Below are 15,692 nucleotides of genomic sequence, written 5' to 3' on the forward strand. Positions count from 1 at the left end.
TCGATGCCCGGCCGGCTAAACGGACGGGCATCGAGGCTATGGGACGTCGGCCTTTCAGGTCAGGCTGATGCCAGCGCCGTACGCATGCTCTTGCGGATGAGGTCATGCTGCTTCCGCACCAGCAGCAGCGGATCCACCTCACCGAGCTCAGCGAAGGCATGGCCTTCCCATTCGCTGGACCAGTAACCGCGGTAGCCGCCTTCGACGAATACGCGGACCAGTTCCGGATAGTCGATGGCCGGCTCGTTGCCCTGCTCATCAATGTCGTAGAACTTCGCGTGGACGTGCATGATTTGCGGCATGATGTCAGCCCACTCCTTCGGGCTGACGTGGCCGTGCATGTTGAACGCCAGGTGGGCGAAGGACCCAAGCCGGGCAGGATCGAAGTCACGTCCCCGCAGGTACGCAATGAACTCCTCCTGCCGCACCCGCATCGGTGCCTCGGTGCCCCAGATAGCCTGCAGCCTTTCCACAGCTTCATCGTCCAGCCCGGCACGGCGAACCGCGCGCAGGAGCGTGGGAGACATGCTGTGCATGGTTGAGGAGAAGTCAGCCACGAAGCCCAACAGCGGTGAATCCAGCTCGGCGTAGACGTCGCGGACCTTCATGATCTCGGGCGAGTTGGGTCCCAGCGGTGCATGGATCTCGTAGGCAAGTTTGAGTTCGAGGTCCTCGGCGAGCGGCAGCAGCCGGCGAAGCAGCTCCGGCTTCGCGCTCTGGATGCGGACGAGCGGGAAACCGAGCTTCTTGGCGCCGTGGAAGAGTGTCTGCGTGAACTCGTACTCCTCGTCCGGGGTCATGTCGCGGTCACGGCGGCGTCCCATGTCCAGATTGGCGCCGAAGGAGCTGGCGGTGAAGCCGTGCTTGTCGAAGGCGCGCTGCCACGAGCGCACGAAGTCGTCAGTCACGTTGGGATAGGCAGGCAGGACCTGCGATGCCACAATCTCGATCCCGGGGCCGATGCCGAGCTCGGCCACGCGGTTCAGCAGACCGTCGAAGTCGTACCAGCCGGCCCGGAATTCGGCGCTTGCCGAGTACAGGGTGAGCCCCAGCGAGAACGGATCTTCCTCCGCTTTCGGTGGGGGCGGCGGGACCGCCGTCGTCAGTTCCGGTGCCGCCGCAGCCCTGTCCGTGACGGTCAGCTCCAACGTCTGGTTCACGAAGTTGGGAACGTACATGCCGGGACCGCCATCCTGGCCGGGCGCAATCTGCATGTAGGGCAGGCGCAGCTCACCGATGAGCCGGACGGTGTGCTGCTCGCCCAAGGCAACAGGGCTCTCCGTTGTGGCGATGAGCAAGGGATGTTCCTGGAGGTACCAGAGCGTTTCGCTTTGAGCGGGCAGGTCCGGGAGCGCATAGCGGACACCGCCCAGTTCCAGGGACAAGTTCCCGGCGGGGATATCCTGGCCGTCGACGGTGAGCCGCAGGCTGGAGACCGAGGAGAGCCACAGACTTCGGTACCACGGCAGGGTCAGGGCAAGCGCGAGACCGTCGGGATGGGTGCGGAGGCTTGCATCGTCAAGAAGTCCGTTTGGCATTGTTGCTCTCTTTACTGGGAAAAGGGGATGGGTCAGGTAAGTTCGCCGGTGATGCGGCGGATCAGGGCGTGTTGGCGCCGCACTTGCTCAAGGGCGTGCCATGGCGTGCGTTCGCCTTCATATTCACTGGAGAGATAACCGGTGTAGCCGCAGTCCTTGAGGGCCTTGAGCACGGGCAGCCAGGGAATCTGTTGGTCTTCCAGCTGCTCGTTGATGTCGTGGAACTTCGCCTGGACGAACACCACATACTGGGCGATATCGGCGAAGTCGGCGGGGTCGACGCCGATGCCGTCGAGGAAGGCGGGCCGGGTCTCGCGGGTCTCACCTGCGCGCAGCGGAATGGGCCGGTCCTGGAAGATTCCGGTGTCGATGAGCAGGCCGAAGTTCTTGGTTCCGGTCCGTTCGATGAGTCCGATGTAGTCCTCGACGACGGGGTGCCTGATGGGCGTCGGCGAATGAATCTCCGGGCAGATGATGATCCCCAGCTCGTGGGCCAGATCAAGGGAGCGTTCCACGGACTCGGTCCAGATGGGGTCTGGGACCAGATCGCTGGACACCACGCCGATCTTGGGGCGCACGAAGCCGAAACCCAATTGGTTGGCAAGCCGCAGGTCCCGTTGCAGGGCCTCCGCACCCTCGGCGACCGTCATGGTGCGGCCCGGGTGAAGACGGGTGTCTATCCAGGAACCGTAGTTCGTCGGCTCCAGCGAATACTTCTCCAGCAGGCCGAACCAGTTATCGATCCAGGCCGGGGACGGTTCCGGATAGTTGGGAACGTGGCCCTCGCCGAGGATCTCGACGCCGGTGGCGCCCACGTCAGCGACGGCGGCCAGCGCCGCCTCAAGGTCCATCACTGTGCCGTAATCGCCCATAAAGCTGTAGAGGGAAACGCCGTAGCGGAAGGTACCTTCGCCGCCTTCCGGCGCGAGCGTCACCTTGCGGCTGGTCCGGTGGGTGGTGGGCTGGTGCTCGACTGGTATGTAGGACATCCGCAGCCGCAGCTCGATGGAGAGCTCGTGGACGCCCTGCGGCAGACCGCCGTCGAGGGGAACGGTGACCACTGCCGCTTCCTCAAGGGGCCAGCGCACGCCATCACTGTCCCAGAGCTGCTGCAGGGTGTAGGTCCGCCCGCCGAAGGTCCACAGCGGAACGTCAGGTCCGACGTCGACGATGCCGCCGATGCGAACGGCGATGCCATCGATGAGGGACGCGGCCATGCCCCGGTAGGAAGGCATCCGGACCCGGAACTGAAAGCCGGTTACACGTCCGCCGTCCGTTACGTTGCGGAAGCCGACGGACTGGATGAGGTCTCTTTCGAGAAGCATCATTGCTCACTCTCTGTAGGTGCAGAATCCAGAGTAGCAATCATTCTGTCGCTTTTGCACCTAAGTGAGCACCTAACCTACAAAACATGCCAGGGGCTGGCCGGGCTGGCCGCCTCGAGGGCCTCAGCTCCTTTCGGCCCGTTCCGCGAGGACGCCGATGGCCAGAGAGAAGCGGCCAGGTAACGGCGAAAGTGCCAGACGGAGCCAGACGGCGTCCGAGTACGCATCGAACCGGGCTGGACTGACGCGCAGTTCCTCGGCCACGGCCAGCACCTGCGTGTGAGCGGTCAGATATCGTGCCGGCGTCATGCGGTTATTTCGTAGATGAAGCTCCAGATGGACGTCCAGACCGGCCAGATCCCGGGCAGCCTCGTGCCGGGCCGTACTGTCGAAGTCCAGCAGTCCGGGCGGGATGTCGCCGTCGGGAACGATGATTTGCCTGTCGTACAGGTCTCCGTGGGCCCATACCACCGGATCCGGTGCCGTCCCTATCAGGTTCATGGCCACGTGCTCTGCGGCGGCGCGCAAGACAGCGCGCTGAGACGACAACTCGGGGACGTTTTCATTGTGCCGCAACCAGTCGTCCACCCGTCGACACACCTTCGTCGCTTCCCACTCTGCTGAACGGAGCGGAAGGCTGTCGAGAGCACCTCGTGCTGCTGGACCATGGGAGCCGTTCAGTTCCGCGACCCAGGCGCGCGACCATTTCTCCCATGCCCTGGCGAACGCTTCATCGCAGACGGCCGCTCCCACCCGGCCCAGCTCGTTCAGAGTCGGTCCCGGCATGGCGCTGAAAACGATGACGTCCGCCTGGGAACTCTGACGAAGGATTCTGGGCGTTGTGAAATTGCCGGCGTCCAGCAGGACGTCCATTTGCGCGCAGCGCTCGGCCGGTACGACGGCGCCCCCGGCCCCGAAGATCTTTATATAGCGGCCCTCCGCCCGGACGACAGCCTGGTGGTACGGCCAATACGAAATCAATTCCCCCTGCTGCGCTTCCCCCCGTAAGGCGGGAAGTCCCGGATCGTCCAACGGGATAAGTTCGAACTGCCCGTGACGCAAGTAAGCTCCCCGGACGCCGGGCACTCCCGGCGTCCGGACCTCCAGTACAAATTCGCCCGGTGTCTTCTCTGGCCACGCCCGCTGAACCAGCCAGGACGTGCCGGTAGCGTCGTCGGCAGACGCCGGAACGGCGGAGGGCCAATCCATGGAATCAATTCCATGGACCGGCGGAGACACCAGCGAGTGGTGCGACGCAGCAGATTGACGCGTTCCAGGCGTCCCGGGCCCCCGAACAGTAGACAGCCATGCTCCGTCCACCATGCCCCCGCTTCCCCATACCCAGGCTCTTCCGGCGCAAGCCGTTCGTGTGTCCAGCGTGAACTACAACAATGAGGCAGGGATGAAACGGTCATGAAGAAACTTTCATCAAGGCCTTCTTCCCCGTCCACTCGGCGTCAGGCGTCGCAGGATCGCCGCAGCAGGCAGACCCGACGAACCCGTCCGGTGAGTCGAGATTGACCCGGACCGTGATGGGCGTGGGGACAGTGGCCTGAATCGCGCTGGTCCTGGCCGATCCGGCCTTTCAGGGTCACGGCTCAGGGTCACGGCGGAGGCAGGGGTGCAGGCCAATAGCCGGCTCATCCTTCGAACCTTTCATTGGACGGGGAGGGGAACATGGAGCGCCGATCCTACGCCGCGATGAACAGTGCCCAGTCAGGAAAGGGATCCACAGGTAATGGCGGCCCGGCTTCTCCGGGTCCGACGGCCTCTCCGGGTCCGACGGCGCCGGCAAGTACGTCGAGCCCGTCGGGCGGTTCCAACTCCCGGCCTTCACCCGCGTGGCCGAGGTGCTGCGGCCAGCGTGGTGGTTCCCAGTCTTGTTGTTCGCTTGGATAGGAGCGTCCCGCGGGTGAGATCCAGCCGGGTGACTGGTCCCGGGTGGCGTCAACCGGCCTCCATGCTGTGGTGTGTCTGAGTCGGTGGTGCCGCCGGCATGGCTGGCCAAGGTTGGTGATGCCGGTGCCGCCTCCCTCGGACCAAGCCAACAGATGATCCGCTTCGTTATCCAGGGAATGGTTGTTACAGCCCGGAAAAGGGCACCGGCCATCCCGAAGCCGCAACCATTGGCGCATCGCCTTCGGAACCCGGTAGCTGGTCCGTCCGATTTCCAGCGGCGCTCCATTGCGCGGATCGGTCAGCACACGCAGGAACGATCCGGCGCCATCCCCTACAAGCCGGCGGGCCATGCTCGGCGGAACGGGACCATACCCGTCCAGCGTGGCCGGTTCCGACTCGGCGCCCAAAAGAGACAGCACCGGCACGGTCACCAGGACCTGCGCCTTGGGTGACGGAGTTCCTTCCGCCACCCCCGCCAGCAGCCAGTCGGCGGCGACGTCCGCACGGAGCTGGGTCAGGGTCCGGGATTCATTCGGCTCCTGCAGGGCACGGGCCGCTTCCGTGGCACGGGACCATGCAGCCACCGCCACATCCGCAGTCAGATAGGCCGAGAGCCAGGCCATGCCGTCCCGGTCCGGCACATATTCCAGCCGACGGTCCTCCACACCCTTGCGGTGGCGGGCTTCGATGCTTACGGGATGGTGCAGCTCACGCCATCTGCGCGTCTTGGCCCGGAACCTGCCCTGCACCAGCTCCCCCGCGGGGCAGCCACGCGCGGCAAAGGGAGCTTCGGGGTCCAGGAAATGAGCCTCCAAGGCAGCCGCCGCGGCGGGGTCCAGACCGGACGATTCATCACACATCACCCGCGCGTGTTGCCATGAAATGCTCCCTACTTGCAGCGCAGACAGCGTCAGGGGCAACTTAGTGGTCAGGGTGGCCGACTCTGCCAGGAGCGCCGCCGCCGATCTTTCACTCACGGTCAGGACACAGGCCACCTCTGCTGTCACGGCCATTTCCTGGGCGGTGCGCTCCTGCGGGGAATCGGCTGGGCCCGCCATGGCGACGGCAGCGCGGGCATATCCGGCGGCGAAGTGCACTTTCAGGGCGGCCAGCCTGGCTTCCATGCTGGCGACCTCAGCCATACCGTCCAGGCACGCGTCCGCTTCGTCCCGAAGAGGGTCGGCGCCAGTCGAGGCCGCGTTCCCGGCTCCGCGACCGGCAAATGCAGACAACCTGGCAAGGGAGGCCTCCATGGCCTCCAACGTCTCCGCAGCTGCTTTGCCTTCCACACCCTCAGCATGGCAGGCGCCACTGACATTTAACTCTGGCGTCAGAGTTGCAGGCGAAGTCCGTCATCCAGGATCTGCCTTATCCCGAACTTTCCTACGGCGAACATCCGCGGATTATCGTCGGAGTTGCTCAGCATGGCGGTGGACAGGATGAGGGCCCAACCGCGGGCCCTCATCCAGGTGTCTCCATCTACTGCGGAGCCAAAGGCGCCCATGAAGCGGCGGCGGGTGCCGGCGTAGAACATCAGCCACCACCGCAAGATCGACAGCCGGGTCCCCTGCCCCGACGTCGCCGAAATCGATGACGCCGGCCAGGGAGCCGTCGTCCGCCAGCAGGATGTTGCCAGGGTGGAGGTCTCCGTGGAGCATCATCGCCGGACCATCCCAGGCTTTGGCGGCGCAGGCCTGCGCCCACACTGCTCTCAGCGCTGCCGCCTGCGGGTAGCGTTCGCGGTCCCCGAGCCGTTCTATCAGCACAGCGTCACGGTCCGCCAGCGGCACGCCTCGGAAAGGGTTGACCGGGACGCCGGTTTCGGCGGGCACGTGAAGGGACAGCAGGAAATCGGCGAGGCCCTTAGCCGCCGGCCCGCGGCCTGCCGGCCCGACGTCGGCCGCAGCGGCTCCGGGGACCCACCGCACGATGCTCCACGGCCATGGAAAGTCCGACGTCGGCCTGCCGGCATGGACGGGGACAGGAACCGCGACCGGGGAGCGGCGAGCTATGTCGGGAAGGTAGCGCTGCTCATGCAGTATCAGCGGAACGGCCTCCGCCCTGCGCGGCAGCCGGACGGCCAGGCCGTCACCGAGCCGGAAGGTCTCGTTGTCCCAGCCGTTCGCAACCCGCGCTATCCGACAGTCGGCGAGGTCGGGCCGCTGGTCCCGGACGAGGCGCTGGACGACGCTGTTACTCACTTCCACCGTGGCTGGCGGCATTCGAGCCATTCAGAAATCCGCCTTCCTTTGTGCCGGCAATGCAGTCCGGTCCTTTCCCTTGTCCGAATATAGGTCAAGAGCCCAAGAGCCGACGGGGCGCGGGAGGACATGGAATCCGACGGCGGCGGGATGCCCCGCCGTCGTCCTGGGACAGCATGAAGTTGCGGCTAGCTCATCCGGCGTGGACCACCGGATTCTCAGCGGTCAGCCCGCGCCCTGGCCCTCGCGGGCGACCTCTTCCAGAATCCTGGCTGTCGGCGCTGCCGTCATCAGCTGCCCGATCACCTCGGGTTTGTCCCACACCTGGCTGCGCAACTTTTCCAGAAAGCCGGTCGCGGCGTCCGGAGGGTGGACTTGAACCGTCGCTGCGCCGCCCTCCTGACGCAGGTAAACAAGCGACGGTGGCGCCGTTGACGTTGGTGCCGTCGTCGCTGAGCAGGAAGGTGATGGAGGCGGCGAGCTGCGCGGCGGTGGCGGCCCAGCCGAACTTCACTACCTCGGAGCGAGACTGTGGCGCAACGCAATCACCAAGGTAGTCGGCGGATGGATCGACGACGACGACTGTTCCGAGGCGGACGCCCGCAGGATCGTGCAACTCGTCGGACGCGACCACGCCCGACGCGTGTACGCGCTCCCCGGAGCGCCGACCGAGATCCCGAGCAAGCAGAACGGACATCATGCTGAACCCCGGCCCAGCAAAGTCGAACCAGTCTGAATTCGACGGACTCTGATGCCGTCGTCTTGACCTTCTATGGAGCCCAGTCGGCGTCGTCCGCTGGCGTTTTGTCAGTTTCCATAGGACAGTGCCTGCCACAGGATCACTGCCAACAGGGCACCGGCCGCGAGAATGACAGCCCAGGTTTCCCTGCGCAACCGCCGATCAGCGCGCTTCCGGTGCGATGACTCGCGCGCTGGCCGCGGCCGGCTACGCGCTAATTTCGACCCGAACATAATCCTCCCGGTGGAACATTCGCCGTTCGGACCAGCCGTCAAGGACAACCCAGATGATGGATCCGTCTGGCGTGGTTCCGTCCACGGTGCCGGAGCCGATAGGGCGGCCGTCCTGCGAGAGCCTCACCGGCTGCCCGACGGGCAAGGCGTTCCACGACACTGGGCGCCAGCGCGGCACATTTGTCGGTTTCATGGCCTACCGCAAGATGACGGTGCGGTTGCCGAGCAGCAGGATCCTGCCTTCACAATGCCAGCGGACGGCGTTGCGGAGGGCCGCGCATTCGGCGTCCCGGCCCACCGCCACCAGGTCATCAGCGGTGTACGTGTGGTCCACCTCGATGACCTGCTGGGAAATGATCGGGCCCTCGTCGAGTTCGGCGTTGACGTAGTGAGCCGTGGCGCCCACGGTCTTGACGCCGCGGTCGTAGGCCTGGTGGTACGGCTTTGCGCCTTTGAAGCTGGGCAGGAACGAGTGGTGGATGTTGATGGTCCGTCCCGCCAGCTGTGCCGAGAGCTCATCGCTCAGGACCTGCATGTAACGGGCCAGGACCACGAGTTCCACGTCGAAGGCGTCCACCAGCTCCATTAGCCGGTCCTCCGCCTCGGGCTTGGTGTCCTTGGTGACTGGCAGGTGGAAGAACGGGATGCCGTGCCACTGGACCAGGCCCTCCTGGTCGCGGTGGTTGGACACCACCGCCACGATTTCGACCGGGATGTCGCCGGTGCGTGCCCGGAAGAGTAGATCGTTGAGGCAGTGGCCCATTTTGGACACCATCACCAGGACACGGCGTTTGCGGCCGTGCGGTTCCAGCTGCCAATTCATCTCCCACTTTTCGGCCACAGGCGTGAAGTCGCGGCGCAGGTCCTCGGTGCTGAAGGAATCCTGCCCTAAGGAGGCGTCGGAGGAGGAACCCGAGGAAAAGTGGACGCGCATAAAGAAGTGCCGTTGCCCCTTGTCCCCGTACTGCTTGATGTCCAGGATGTCGCAGCCGTGGTTGAGCAGGAATCCCGAGACCGAATGGACGATGCCCGGCGACTCAACACAGTCGACGGTCAGGATGTGCTCTGCCGTGGCACCGGGTTCCACAGCTGCAGGCTCGGGGCTGTTTGGGGTCTGTGCGGTCATTTCTGCACCTTCTCAAACTTTCGCGCAACAGCTGATTCCTCGTCCTGCGCGAGCTCAGCCTGGAAGCTTTCATAGCGGGCCAAGTGCGCGGGGCGCCGGCGCAGCACGAACCACGCGGCGCCGAGCAGAATGAACCAGACCGGCGTTACCAGGAGTGCCAGAAGTGTGTCCGGCTGCGTGGTCAACGCCCAGAGGACGAAGGCGAAGAACGCGAAGACCACGCAGACCATGGGGATTCCGCCGGGCATCTGGAACTTGGACGCGTCATGCAGGTGCGGGCGGCGACGGCGGAAGGCCAGGTAACTGGCCAAGATGATGGACCATACGAACACGAAGCAGACGGCCGACACGGTGGTCACCATGTCGAAGGCCTTGCCGATGTCCTGTCCGGCGTACATCAGCACCACGCCGGAGAGCAGGAGGACGCAGGACAGGAACAGGGCGTTCTGCGGGACCTTACGCCGGGACAGGCTGCTGAAGACTGACGGCGCGTCGCCCTCCTGGGCCAGCCCGTAGACCATGCGCGACGTGGAGTAGATGCCGGAGTTGGCCGAGGACATGGCCGAGCTGAGCACCACCAGGTTCACGATCGTTGCCGCGGCTCCGAGCCCTGCCAGGGAGAACATGGCGATGAACGGGCTGTGGCCAGCCTGGAACTGGGTCCAGGGAGTGACAGACATCAGGATGATCAGGGCGCCCACGTAGAAGAGCAGCACTCGGATCGGGATGGAGTTGATGGCCTTCGGCAGGCTCTTCTCCGGGTCTTTGGCCTCCGCGGCGGTGGTGCCCACCAGCTCAATGCCCACAAAAGCGAACACGGCGATCTGGAAGCCGGCCACAAAACCCATGAACTCGTTCGGGAAGAATCCACCGTGGCTCCACAGATTTGTGAAGCTGGCAGGGCCGGCATCGGACTGGAACCCGCTGAAGATCATAAACAGGCCCACCACGATCAGCGCCACGATAGCGACGATCTTGATCAGCGCGAACCAGAACTCCGTCTCGCCGAACGCCTTCACCGTGGTGAGGTTCAGGAGCAGGAGGATGGCCACGGTGGCCAGGCCCGGGATCCACAGCGGCAGCCCCGGCCAGAGTTCCTTGGAGTAGCCGGCAATGGCGATGACGTCCGCGATCCCCGTGATCACCCAGCAGAACCAGTACGTCCATCCGGTGAAGAAGCCGGCCCAGGGCCCAAGGAGGTCCGCTGCGAAGTCGCTGAAGGATTTGTAGTTCAGGTTGCTCAGCAGGAGCTCGCCCATGGCTCGCATCACGAAGAACAGCATGAAGCCGATGATCATGTAGACGAAGATGACGGAGGGTCCGGCCGCGGAGATGGTTTTGCCCGAGCCCATGAACAGGCCGGTGCCGATGGCGCCGCCAATGGCGATCAGCTGGATGTGCCGGTTGCTGAGCTGCCGCTCAAGATGCGGTTCCTGGTGGGAAGTTACGGTTTCAGTTGTCACGTGCTGCTCCTCGAATCAATGCTGTCTGGAGTGCTGCTGAGATGGGCGCCTGACCCGGTCCGCCGGGAACCGAGCCAAGGCTGTTGAAGCTGTAGAGATGTATGCCCGCGAGGTTGCCAGGCTGGTTTTCCAGCCCGGACACCAGGCTTTGCGGCGAGTAGTGGTCGCCGCTCAGGAGTTTGCGGGCCAGCGGGCCCTTCCGGCTCAGGAACTTCAGGGAACTTCCGACGCCGATCTGCGTAGCCAGCGAGACCAGTTTGGTCCGGGGCACGGACCCCGCCACCCCTGCCCAGATGGGCAGCTCAACGCCTTCGCGGCGCAGGAGCGCCGCGTAATCAAGGATTTTCTCCGGGGCGAAGCACATCTGGGTCACAACGTGCGAGGCTAGGTGCTGTTTTGCCAGGAGGGCGTCCAGCACCTCCACGGGGCCGGCGGAGGGGTGGCCCTCCGGGTAGCCCGCAATGCCTGCCCGCATCAACCCGCCTGTGTACTGCGCGATGTCCTCCAGCAGAGGAAGGGCGGACTCATACGGGCCGGCCGGCTGCTTCCGGTCCCCGCCGATGACAAAGACCTCGCGGATGCCGGCGGCATCGCAGTCGCGGAGGATTCCGGTCAGCTCGGCCCGGTCATGCAGGGTCCGCGCGGCGAGGTGCGGGATGACGGTGTAGCCCAGCACACCAAGCTGCACGGCAGTGCGCATGGTCCGCTCGATGCCGTGATGGGGCAGGCACGTCACCGTGAGCGTCGTGGTCAACGGCACCAGGTCCGTGACGCGCTCAACGATTCCCCCGGAAGGGATGATTTCTATTCTGATGGGGAACATCATTGGTCCTCTCTGAACATCAGATTTTTTGGGCATCAGGTTTTTGGGTATCAGGTTTTGGGCATCAAGGTTGGGTTGTTCAGGCCGTAGCTGCCAGCAGCGAGCTGGCTTCCTGGCGGGTGCTGCCGGAGCTTTCGATGTGCGCGAGTTCGGCCGGGATTTCCCAGCCCTTCTTGCGCATCGCGGTGGCCCAGAGCCGGCCGGCGCGGTAGGAGGAACGCACCAGGGGCCCGGACATGACGCCCAGGAAGCCGATCTCGTCGGCTTCGTGCTGCAGGTCCACGAATTCCTGCGGCTTGACCCAGCGGTCCACCGGCAGGTGCCGTTCGGACGGGCGCAGGTACTGGGTGATGGTGATCAGGTCGCAGCCGGCCTCGTGCAGGTCCCGCAGCGCCTCGGAGATTTCCTCGCGGGTCTCGCCCATGCCCAGGATCAGGTTCGACTTGGTCACCATGCCGAGCTTGCGGCCCTGGGTGATGACGTCCAGGGAGCGCTCGTAGCGGAACGCCGGGCGGATCCGCTTGAAGATCCGGGGCACGGTYTCGACGTTGTGGGCGAASACCTCGGGCTTGGAGTCGCAGATCGCCGCGATGTGCTCGGGCCTGCCGGAGAARTCSGGGATCAGCAGTTCGACGCCGGTGCCCGGGTTCAGTTCGTGGATCTTGCGGACCGTCTCGGCGTASAGCCAGACGCCCTCGTCGGCGAGGTCGTCGCGGGCTACRCCGGTCACGGTGGCGTAGCGCAGSKSCATGGCCTGGACCGAGCGGGCCACCTTGGTGGGCTCGAACATGTCCACGGGSGAGGGCTTGCCGGTGTCGATCTGGCAGAAGTCGCAGCGMCGGGTGCATTCGGAGCCGCCGATCAGGAASGTGGCCTCCTTGTCTTCCCAGCATTCGAAGATGTTCGGGCAGCCGGCCTCTTCACACACGGTGTGGAGGCCCTCCTTCTTCACGAGGTTCTTGAGCTGGACGAACTCGGGGCCCATCTGGACCTTGGCCTTGATCCATTCCGGCTTCCGTTCCACCGGTGTGGCCGCGTTTCGCTGCTCAATGCGCAGCATCTTCCGGCCTTCTGGTGCCAGTGTCATTAGTTCTCTTTCCTTCAGCATTCGACGACGTTGACGGCAAGGCCGCCCATGGCCGTTTCCTTGTATTTGGAGGACATGTCCTTGCCCGTTTCGCGCATGGTCACGATGACTTCGTCGAGGGAGACCCGGTGCGTGCCGTCGCCCCAGAGCGCCATCTTGGCGGCGTTGATGGCCTTGGCGGCGGCGATCGCGTTGCGTTCGATGCACGGGACCTGGACCAGCCCGCCGATCGGATCACAGGTCAGGCCCAGGTTGTGCTCCATCGCGATTTCCGCGGCGTTCTCCACCTGCTGGGGCGTGCCGCCCATGACTTCGGCCAGGCCGGCGGCCGCCATCGACGACGCCGAACCCACCTCGCCCTGGCAGCCCACCTCGGCCCCGGAAATCGAGGCCTGCTCCTTGTAGAGCACCCCGATCGCGGCGGCGGTCAGCAGGAACTTGACCACCACGTCGTCCCGGTCCTGTTGGGTGGCTTTGTCCATGCCGGGGGCGAAGTGCAGCGCGTAGTAGAGCACGGCCGGGATGATGCCGGCGGCGCCGTTGGTGGGGGCGGTGACCACGCGCCCGCCCGAGGCGTTTTCCTCATTCACGGCCAGGGCGATCAGGTTGACCCATTCCTGCCAGTACTTCGGGTCCCGGTAGTCGGGGTCCTCACCGCGGGTTTCCTTCAGGAGCCGCTCGTGCCAGTCCGGGGCGCGGCGGCGGACCTTGAGCCCGCCGGGCAGCAGGCCGGTGCGCTTGAGGCTGACCTCGACGCAGCCTTCCATCACCGAGTAGATGTGCAGCAGGCCCTCCCGGATCTCCTCTTCCGTCCGACTGTCCTCCTCGTTGATCCGCATCACCTCGCTGATGCTCAGCGAGGTCTTCCGGCAGTGTTCCAGCAGTTCGGCGGCCGTGCGGAACGGCAACGGCAGTTCCTTCTTCGATTCGTCGAGTTCCTTCAGGGCCGCGTCCTCCTCGCCCTCGCGGACAATGAAGCCGCCGCCGACGGAGAAGAACGTGGCCTGGTGCAGGGTCTGGCCACCGGCGTCGGAGACCGTGAACGTCATGCCGTTGGTGTGCCGTGGCAGGATGGTCAGCGGCCGCAGGACCATGTCCTTTACCCCATACGGCAGGGGCACAGCCCCGCCCAGCTGCAGGGTGCCGGTCTCGGCGATCGTGGCCAGCCGGTCCTCCACTTCCTCGGGCAGGATCTGCTCGGGGTGGAAGCCCTCGAGCCCGAGCAGAATGGCGGTCATGGTGCCGTGGCCGTGGCCGGTCGCGGCGAGGGAGCCGTAGAGGTCCACCCGGAGCGACGCCGCCTCTGCCAGCTTGCCGAGGGACTTGAGTTCTTCAGCAAACACGGCGGCGGCCCGCATGGGGCCAACGGTGTGGGAACTGGATGGCCCTATTCCGATGGAAAAGAGGTCGAAGACTCCAACTGCCATGATGCGTACCTTCCGCGGAGAAAGAGAATGATGGTCAATGACTAGAGGCGGGGCTCACCGCACCGGTCCCGGCCCCCCAATGACCCTGGACCGGTGCGATGATGCGCCCATTGAGCGCTAGGCGAGGTTAGCAACCGAGGGGTAGAGCGGGTGGGCGGCGGCGAGGGCCTCCACCCGGGAACGCAGACCGGACAGGTCCGCGCCGGCGTCGGCGATCAAAGCCTCGGCGATGATGTCGGCAACCTCGGTAAAGGCCGCCTCGCCAAAACCGCGGGTCGCCAGCGCCGGGGTGCCGATCCGCAGCCCGGAAGTGACCATCGGCGGACGCGGATCGAACGGCACGGCGTTGCGGTTGACGGTGATGTCGATCGCCGCGAGGCGGTCCTCGGCTTCCTGCCCGTTCAGCACGCAGTTGCGCAGGTCCACCAGGACCAGGTGCACGTCGGTGCCGCCGGAGATCACGTTGATGCCCTTGGCGGTCACGTCGTCCTGGACCAGGCGCTCGGCGAGGATCCGGGCGCCGGCCAGCACACGCTCCTGGCGYTCCCTGAACTCCTCGGACGCGGCGATCTTGAASGCCACGGCYTTGCCGGCGATGACGTGCTCCAGCGGSCCGCCCTGCTGGCCGGGGAACACCGCCGAGTTGATCTTCTTGGCGATCTCGGCGTCGTTGGAGAGGATGATGCCGCCGCGCGGACCGGCRAGGGTCTTGTGCGTGGTGGAGGTGGTGACGTGCGCGTGCGGGACCGGGGACGGGTGCAGCCCGGCCGCGACCAGCCCGGCGAAGTGCGCCATGTCCACCATCAGGTACGCGCCCACCGAGTCGGCGATCCGGCGGAACTCGGCGAAGTCGAGCTGCCGGGCGTACGCGGACCAGCCGGCCACGATCAGCGCCGGCTTGTGCTCCAGGGCCAGGGCCTCGACCTCGGCCATGTCGATCCGGTGGTCCTCCTCACGGACCTGATACGGGATCACGTTGTAGAGCCGGCCGGAGAAGTTGATCCGCATGCCGTGCGTCAGGTGCCCGCCGTGCGCCAGATTCAGGCCCATGATGGTGTCGCCCGGCCGGATCAGGGCRTGCATCACCGAGGCGTTGGCCTGCGCACCGGAATGCGGCTGCACGTTCGCGAACCCCGCGCCGAACAGGGCCTTGACCCGGTCGATCGCGAGCTGCTCCACAACGTCCACGTGCTCGCAGCCGCCGTAATAGCGCTTGCCCGGGTAGCCCTCGGCATACTTGTTCGTCAACACCGAACCCTGCGCCTGCATCACAGCCCAGGCGGTGTGGTTCTCCGAGGCGATCATCTCCAAACCGTCCCGCTGCCGGGACAGCTCGGCGTCGATCTTCGCGGCGATCTCCGGATCCAGCACGGACAGGTCCGCGTCCAGGCTCGGCGAAACGACCTGCTCAAACGCGACGGTACCCGTCGCGGCGCTCACAGCTCGCCGCCGTTCTTGGACGCGTACTCTTCAGCCGACATCAGTGGGCCTTCTTCGGTCACGGCGACCTTGAACAGCCAGCCGGCCCCGTACGGATCGCTGTTGATCAGCGCCGGATCGGAAACGACGGCGTCATTGATCTCCACCACCTCGCCGGTGACCGGCGCGTAGAGGTCCGAGACGGACTTGGTCGACTCGACCTCGCCGCAGGTCTCCCCCGCGGTCACCGCGGAACCGACCTCGGGCAGGTCCACGTAGACGATGTCGCCCAGGGCGTCGGCGGCCACGGCCGAAATCCCAATTCCTGCAGGGCCAGATCCGTCGGCAGCAACCCACTCGTGTTCAGCGGAGTACTTCAGTTCGGCTGCAACTTTGCTCATTTATCTCAATC

General features: G+C 65.4%; 12 protein-coding genes. All 12 read right to left on the bottom strand.

The genetic code is table 11. The features are described 5' to 3' along the window. Positions 1-59: 59 nt before the first annotated feature. Positions 60-1,538 carry a sugar phosphate isomerase/epimerase family protein gene (locus AC1D1A_RS14115; RefSeq protein WP_476947973.1) on the bottom strand — a complete coding sequence of 493 codons (1,479 nt, stop codon included), beginning with the start codon at positions 1,536-1,538 and terminating at the stop codon, positions 60-62. 32 nt (positions 1,539-1,570) lie between these two features. Beyond that, the gene (locus AC1D1A_RS14120; protein WP_476948003.1) at positions 1,571-2,863 is read right to left on the bottom strand and encodes a C-glycoside deglycosidase beta subunit domain-containing protein; all 1,293 of its coding nucleotides are present in this window, start codon (positions 2,861-2,863) and stop codon (positions 1,571-1,573) included. A gap of 123 nt (positions 2,864-2,986) precedes the next feature. Then, positions 2,987-3,844, bottom strand: coding sequence for a phosphotransferase (locus tag AC1D1A_RS14125; RefSeq protein ID WP_476947974.1), 858 nt, complete (start codon positions 3,842-3,844; stop codon positions 2,987-2,989). 710 nt (positions 3,845-4,554) lie between these two features. Further along, positions 4,555-6,015, bottom strand: coding sequence for an HNH endonuclease signature motif containing protein (locus tag AC1D1A_RS14130; protein WP_476948004.1), 1,461 nt, complete (start codon positions 6,013-6,015; stop codon positions 4,555-4,557). Between the two features lie 150 nt (positions 6,016-6,165). Beyond that, a complete protein-coding gene (locus tag AC1D1A_RS14135) occupies positions 6,166-6,993 on the bottom strand; it encodes an aminoglycoside phosphotransferase family protein (RefSeq protein WP_476947975.1) in 828 nt (275 codons plus the stop codon). A gap of 1,138 nt (positions 6,994-8,131) precedes the next feature. After that, positions 8,132-9,061 carry a formyltetrahydrofolate deformylase gene (gene purU / locus AC1D1A_RS14140; protein WP_476947976.1) on the bottom strand — a complete coding sequence of 310 codons (930 nt, stop codon included), beginning with the start codon at positions 9,059-9,061 and terminating at the stop codon, positions 8,132-8,134. Continuing rightward, complete coding sequence (cycA, locus tag AC1D1A_RS14145; protein ID WP_476849732.1) at positions 9,058-10,524, bottom strand: D-serine/D-alanine/glycine transporter; 1,467 nt, start codon at positions 10,522-10,524, stop codon at positions 9,058-9,060. The genes purU and cycA overlap by 4 nt, the downstream gene beginning before the upstream one ends. Beyond that, positions 10,514-11,350 carry a methylenetetrahydrofolate reductase gene (locus AC1D1A_RS14150; protein ID WP_476947977.1) on the bottom strand — a complete coding sequence of 279 codons (837 nt, stop codon included), beginning with the start codon at positions 11,348-11,350 and terminating at the stop codon, positions 10,514-10,516. Before AC1D1A_RS14150 ends, cycA begins: the two co-directional genes overlap by 11 nt. Positions 11,351-11,426: 76 nt before the next feature. Then, positions 11,427-12,434, bottom strand: a complete 1,008-nt coding sequence (gene lipA / locus AC1D1A_RS14155; RefSeq protein ID WP_476947978.1) for a lipoyl synthase — start codon at positions 12,432-12,434, stop codon at positions 11,427-11,429. Between the two features lie 14 nt (positions 12,435-12,448). Continuing rightward, on the bottom strand, positions 12,449-13,861 hold the full coding sequence (locus AC1D1A_RS14160) for an L-serine ammonia-lyase (RefSeq protein WP_476947979.1): 1,413 nt from the start codon (positions 13,859-13,861) through the stop codon (positions 12,449-12,451). A 117-nt stretch (positions 13,862-13,978) separates the two neighbouring features. Then, positions 13,979-15,301, bottom strand: coding sequence for a serine hydroxymethyltransferase (glyA, locus tag AC1D1A_RS14165; protein ID WP_476947980.1), 1,323 nt, complete (start codon positions 15,299-15,301; stop codon positions 13,979-13,981). Next, complete coding sequence (gene gcvH / locus AC1D1A_RS14170) at positions 15,298-15,681, bottom strand: glycine cleavage system protein GcvH (protein WP_476947981.1); 384 nt, start codon at positions 15,679-15,681, stop codon at positions 15,298-15,300. The genes glyA and gcvH overlap by 4 nt, the downstream gene beginning before the upstream one ends. Positions 15,682-15,692 lie beyond the last annotated feature (11 nt).

Source organism: Arthrobacter sp. P1_B9 (genome assembly GCF_056406495.1).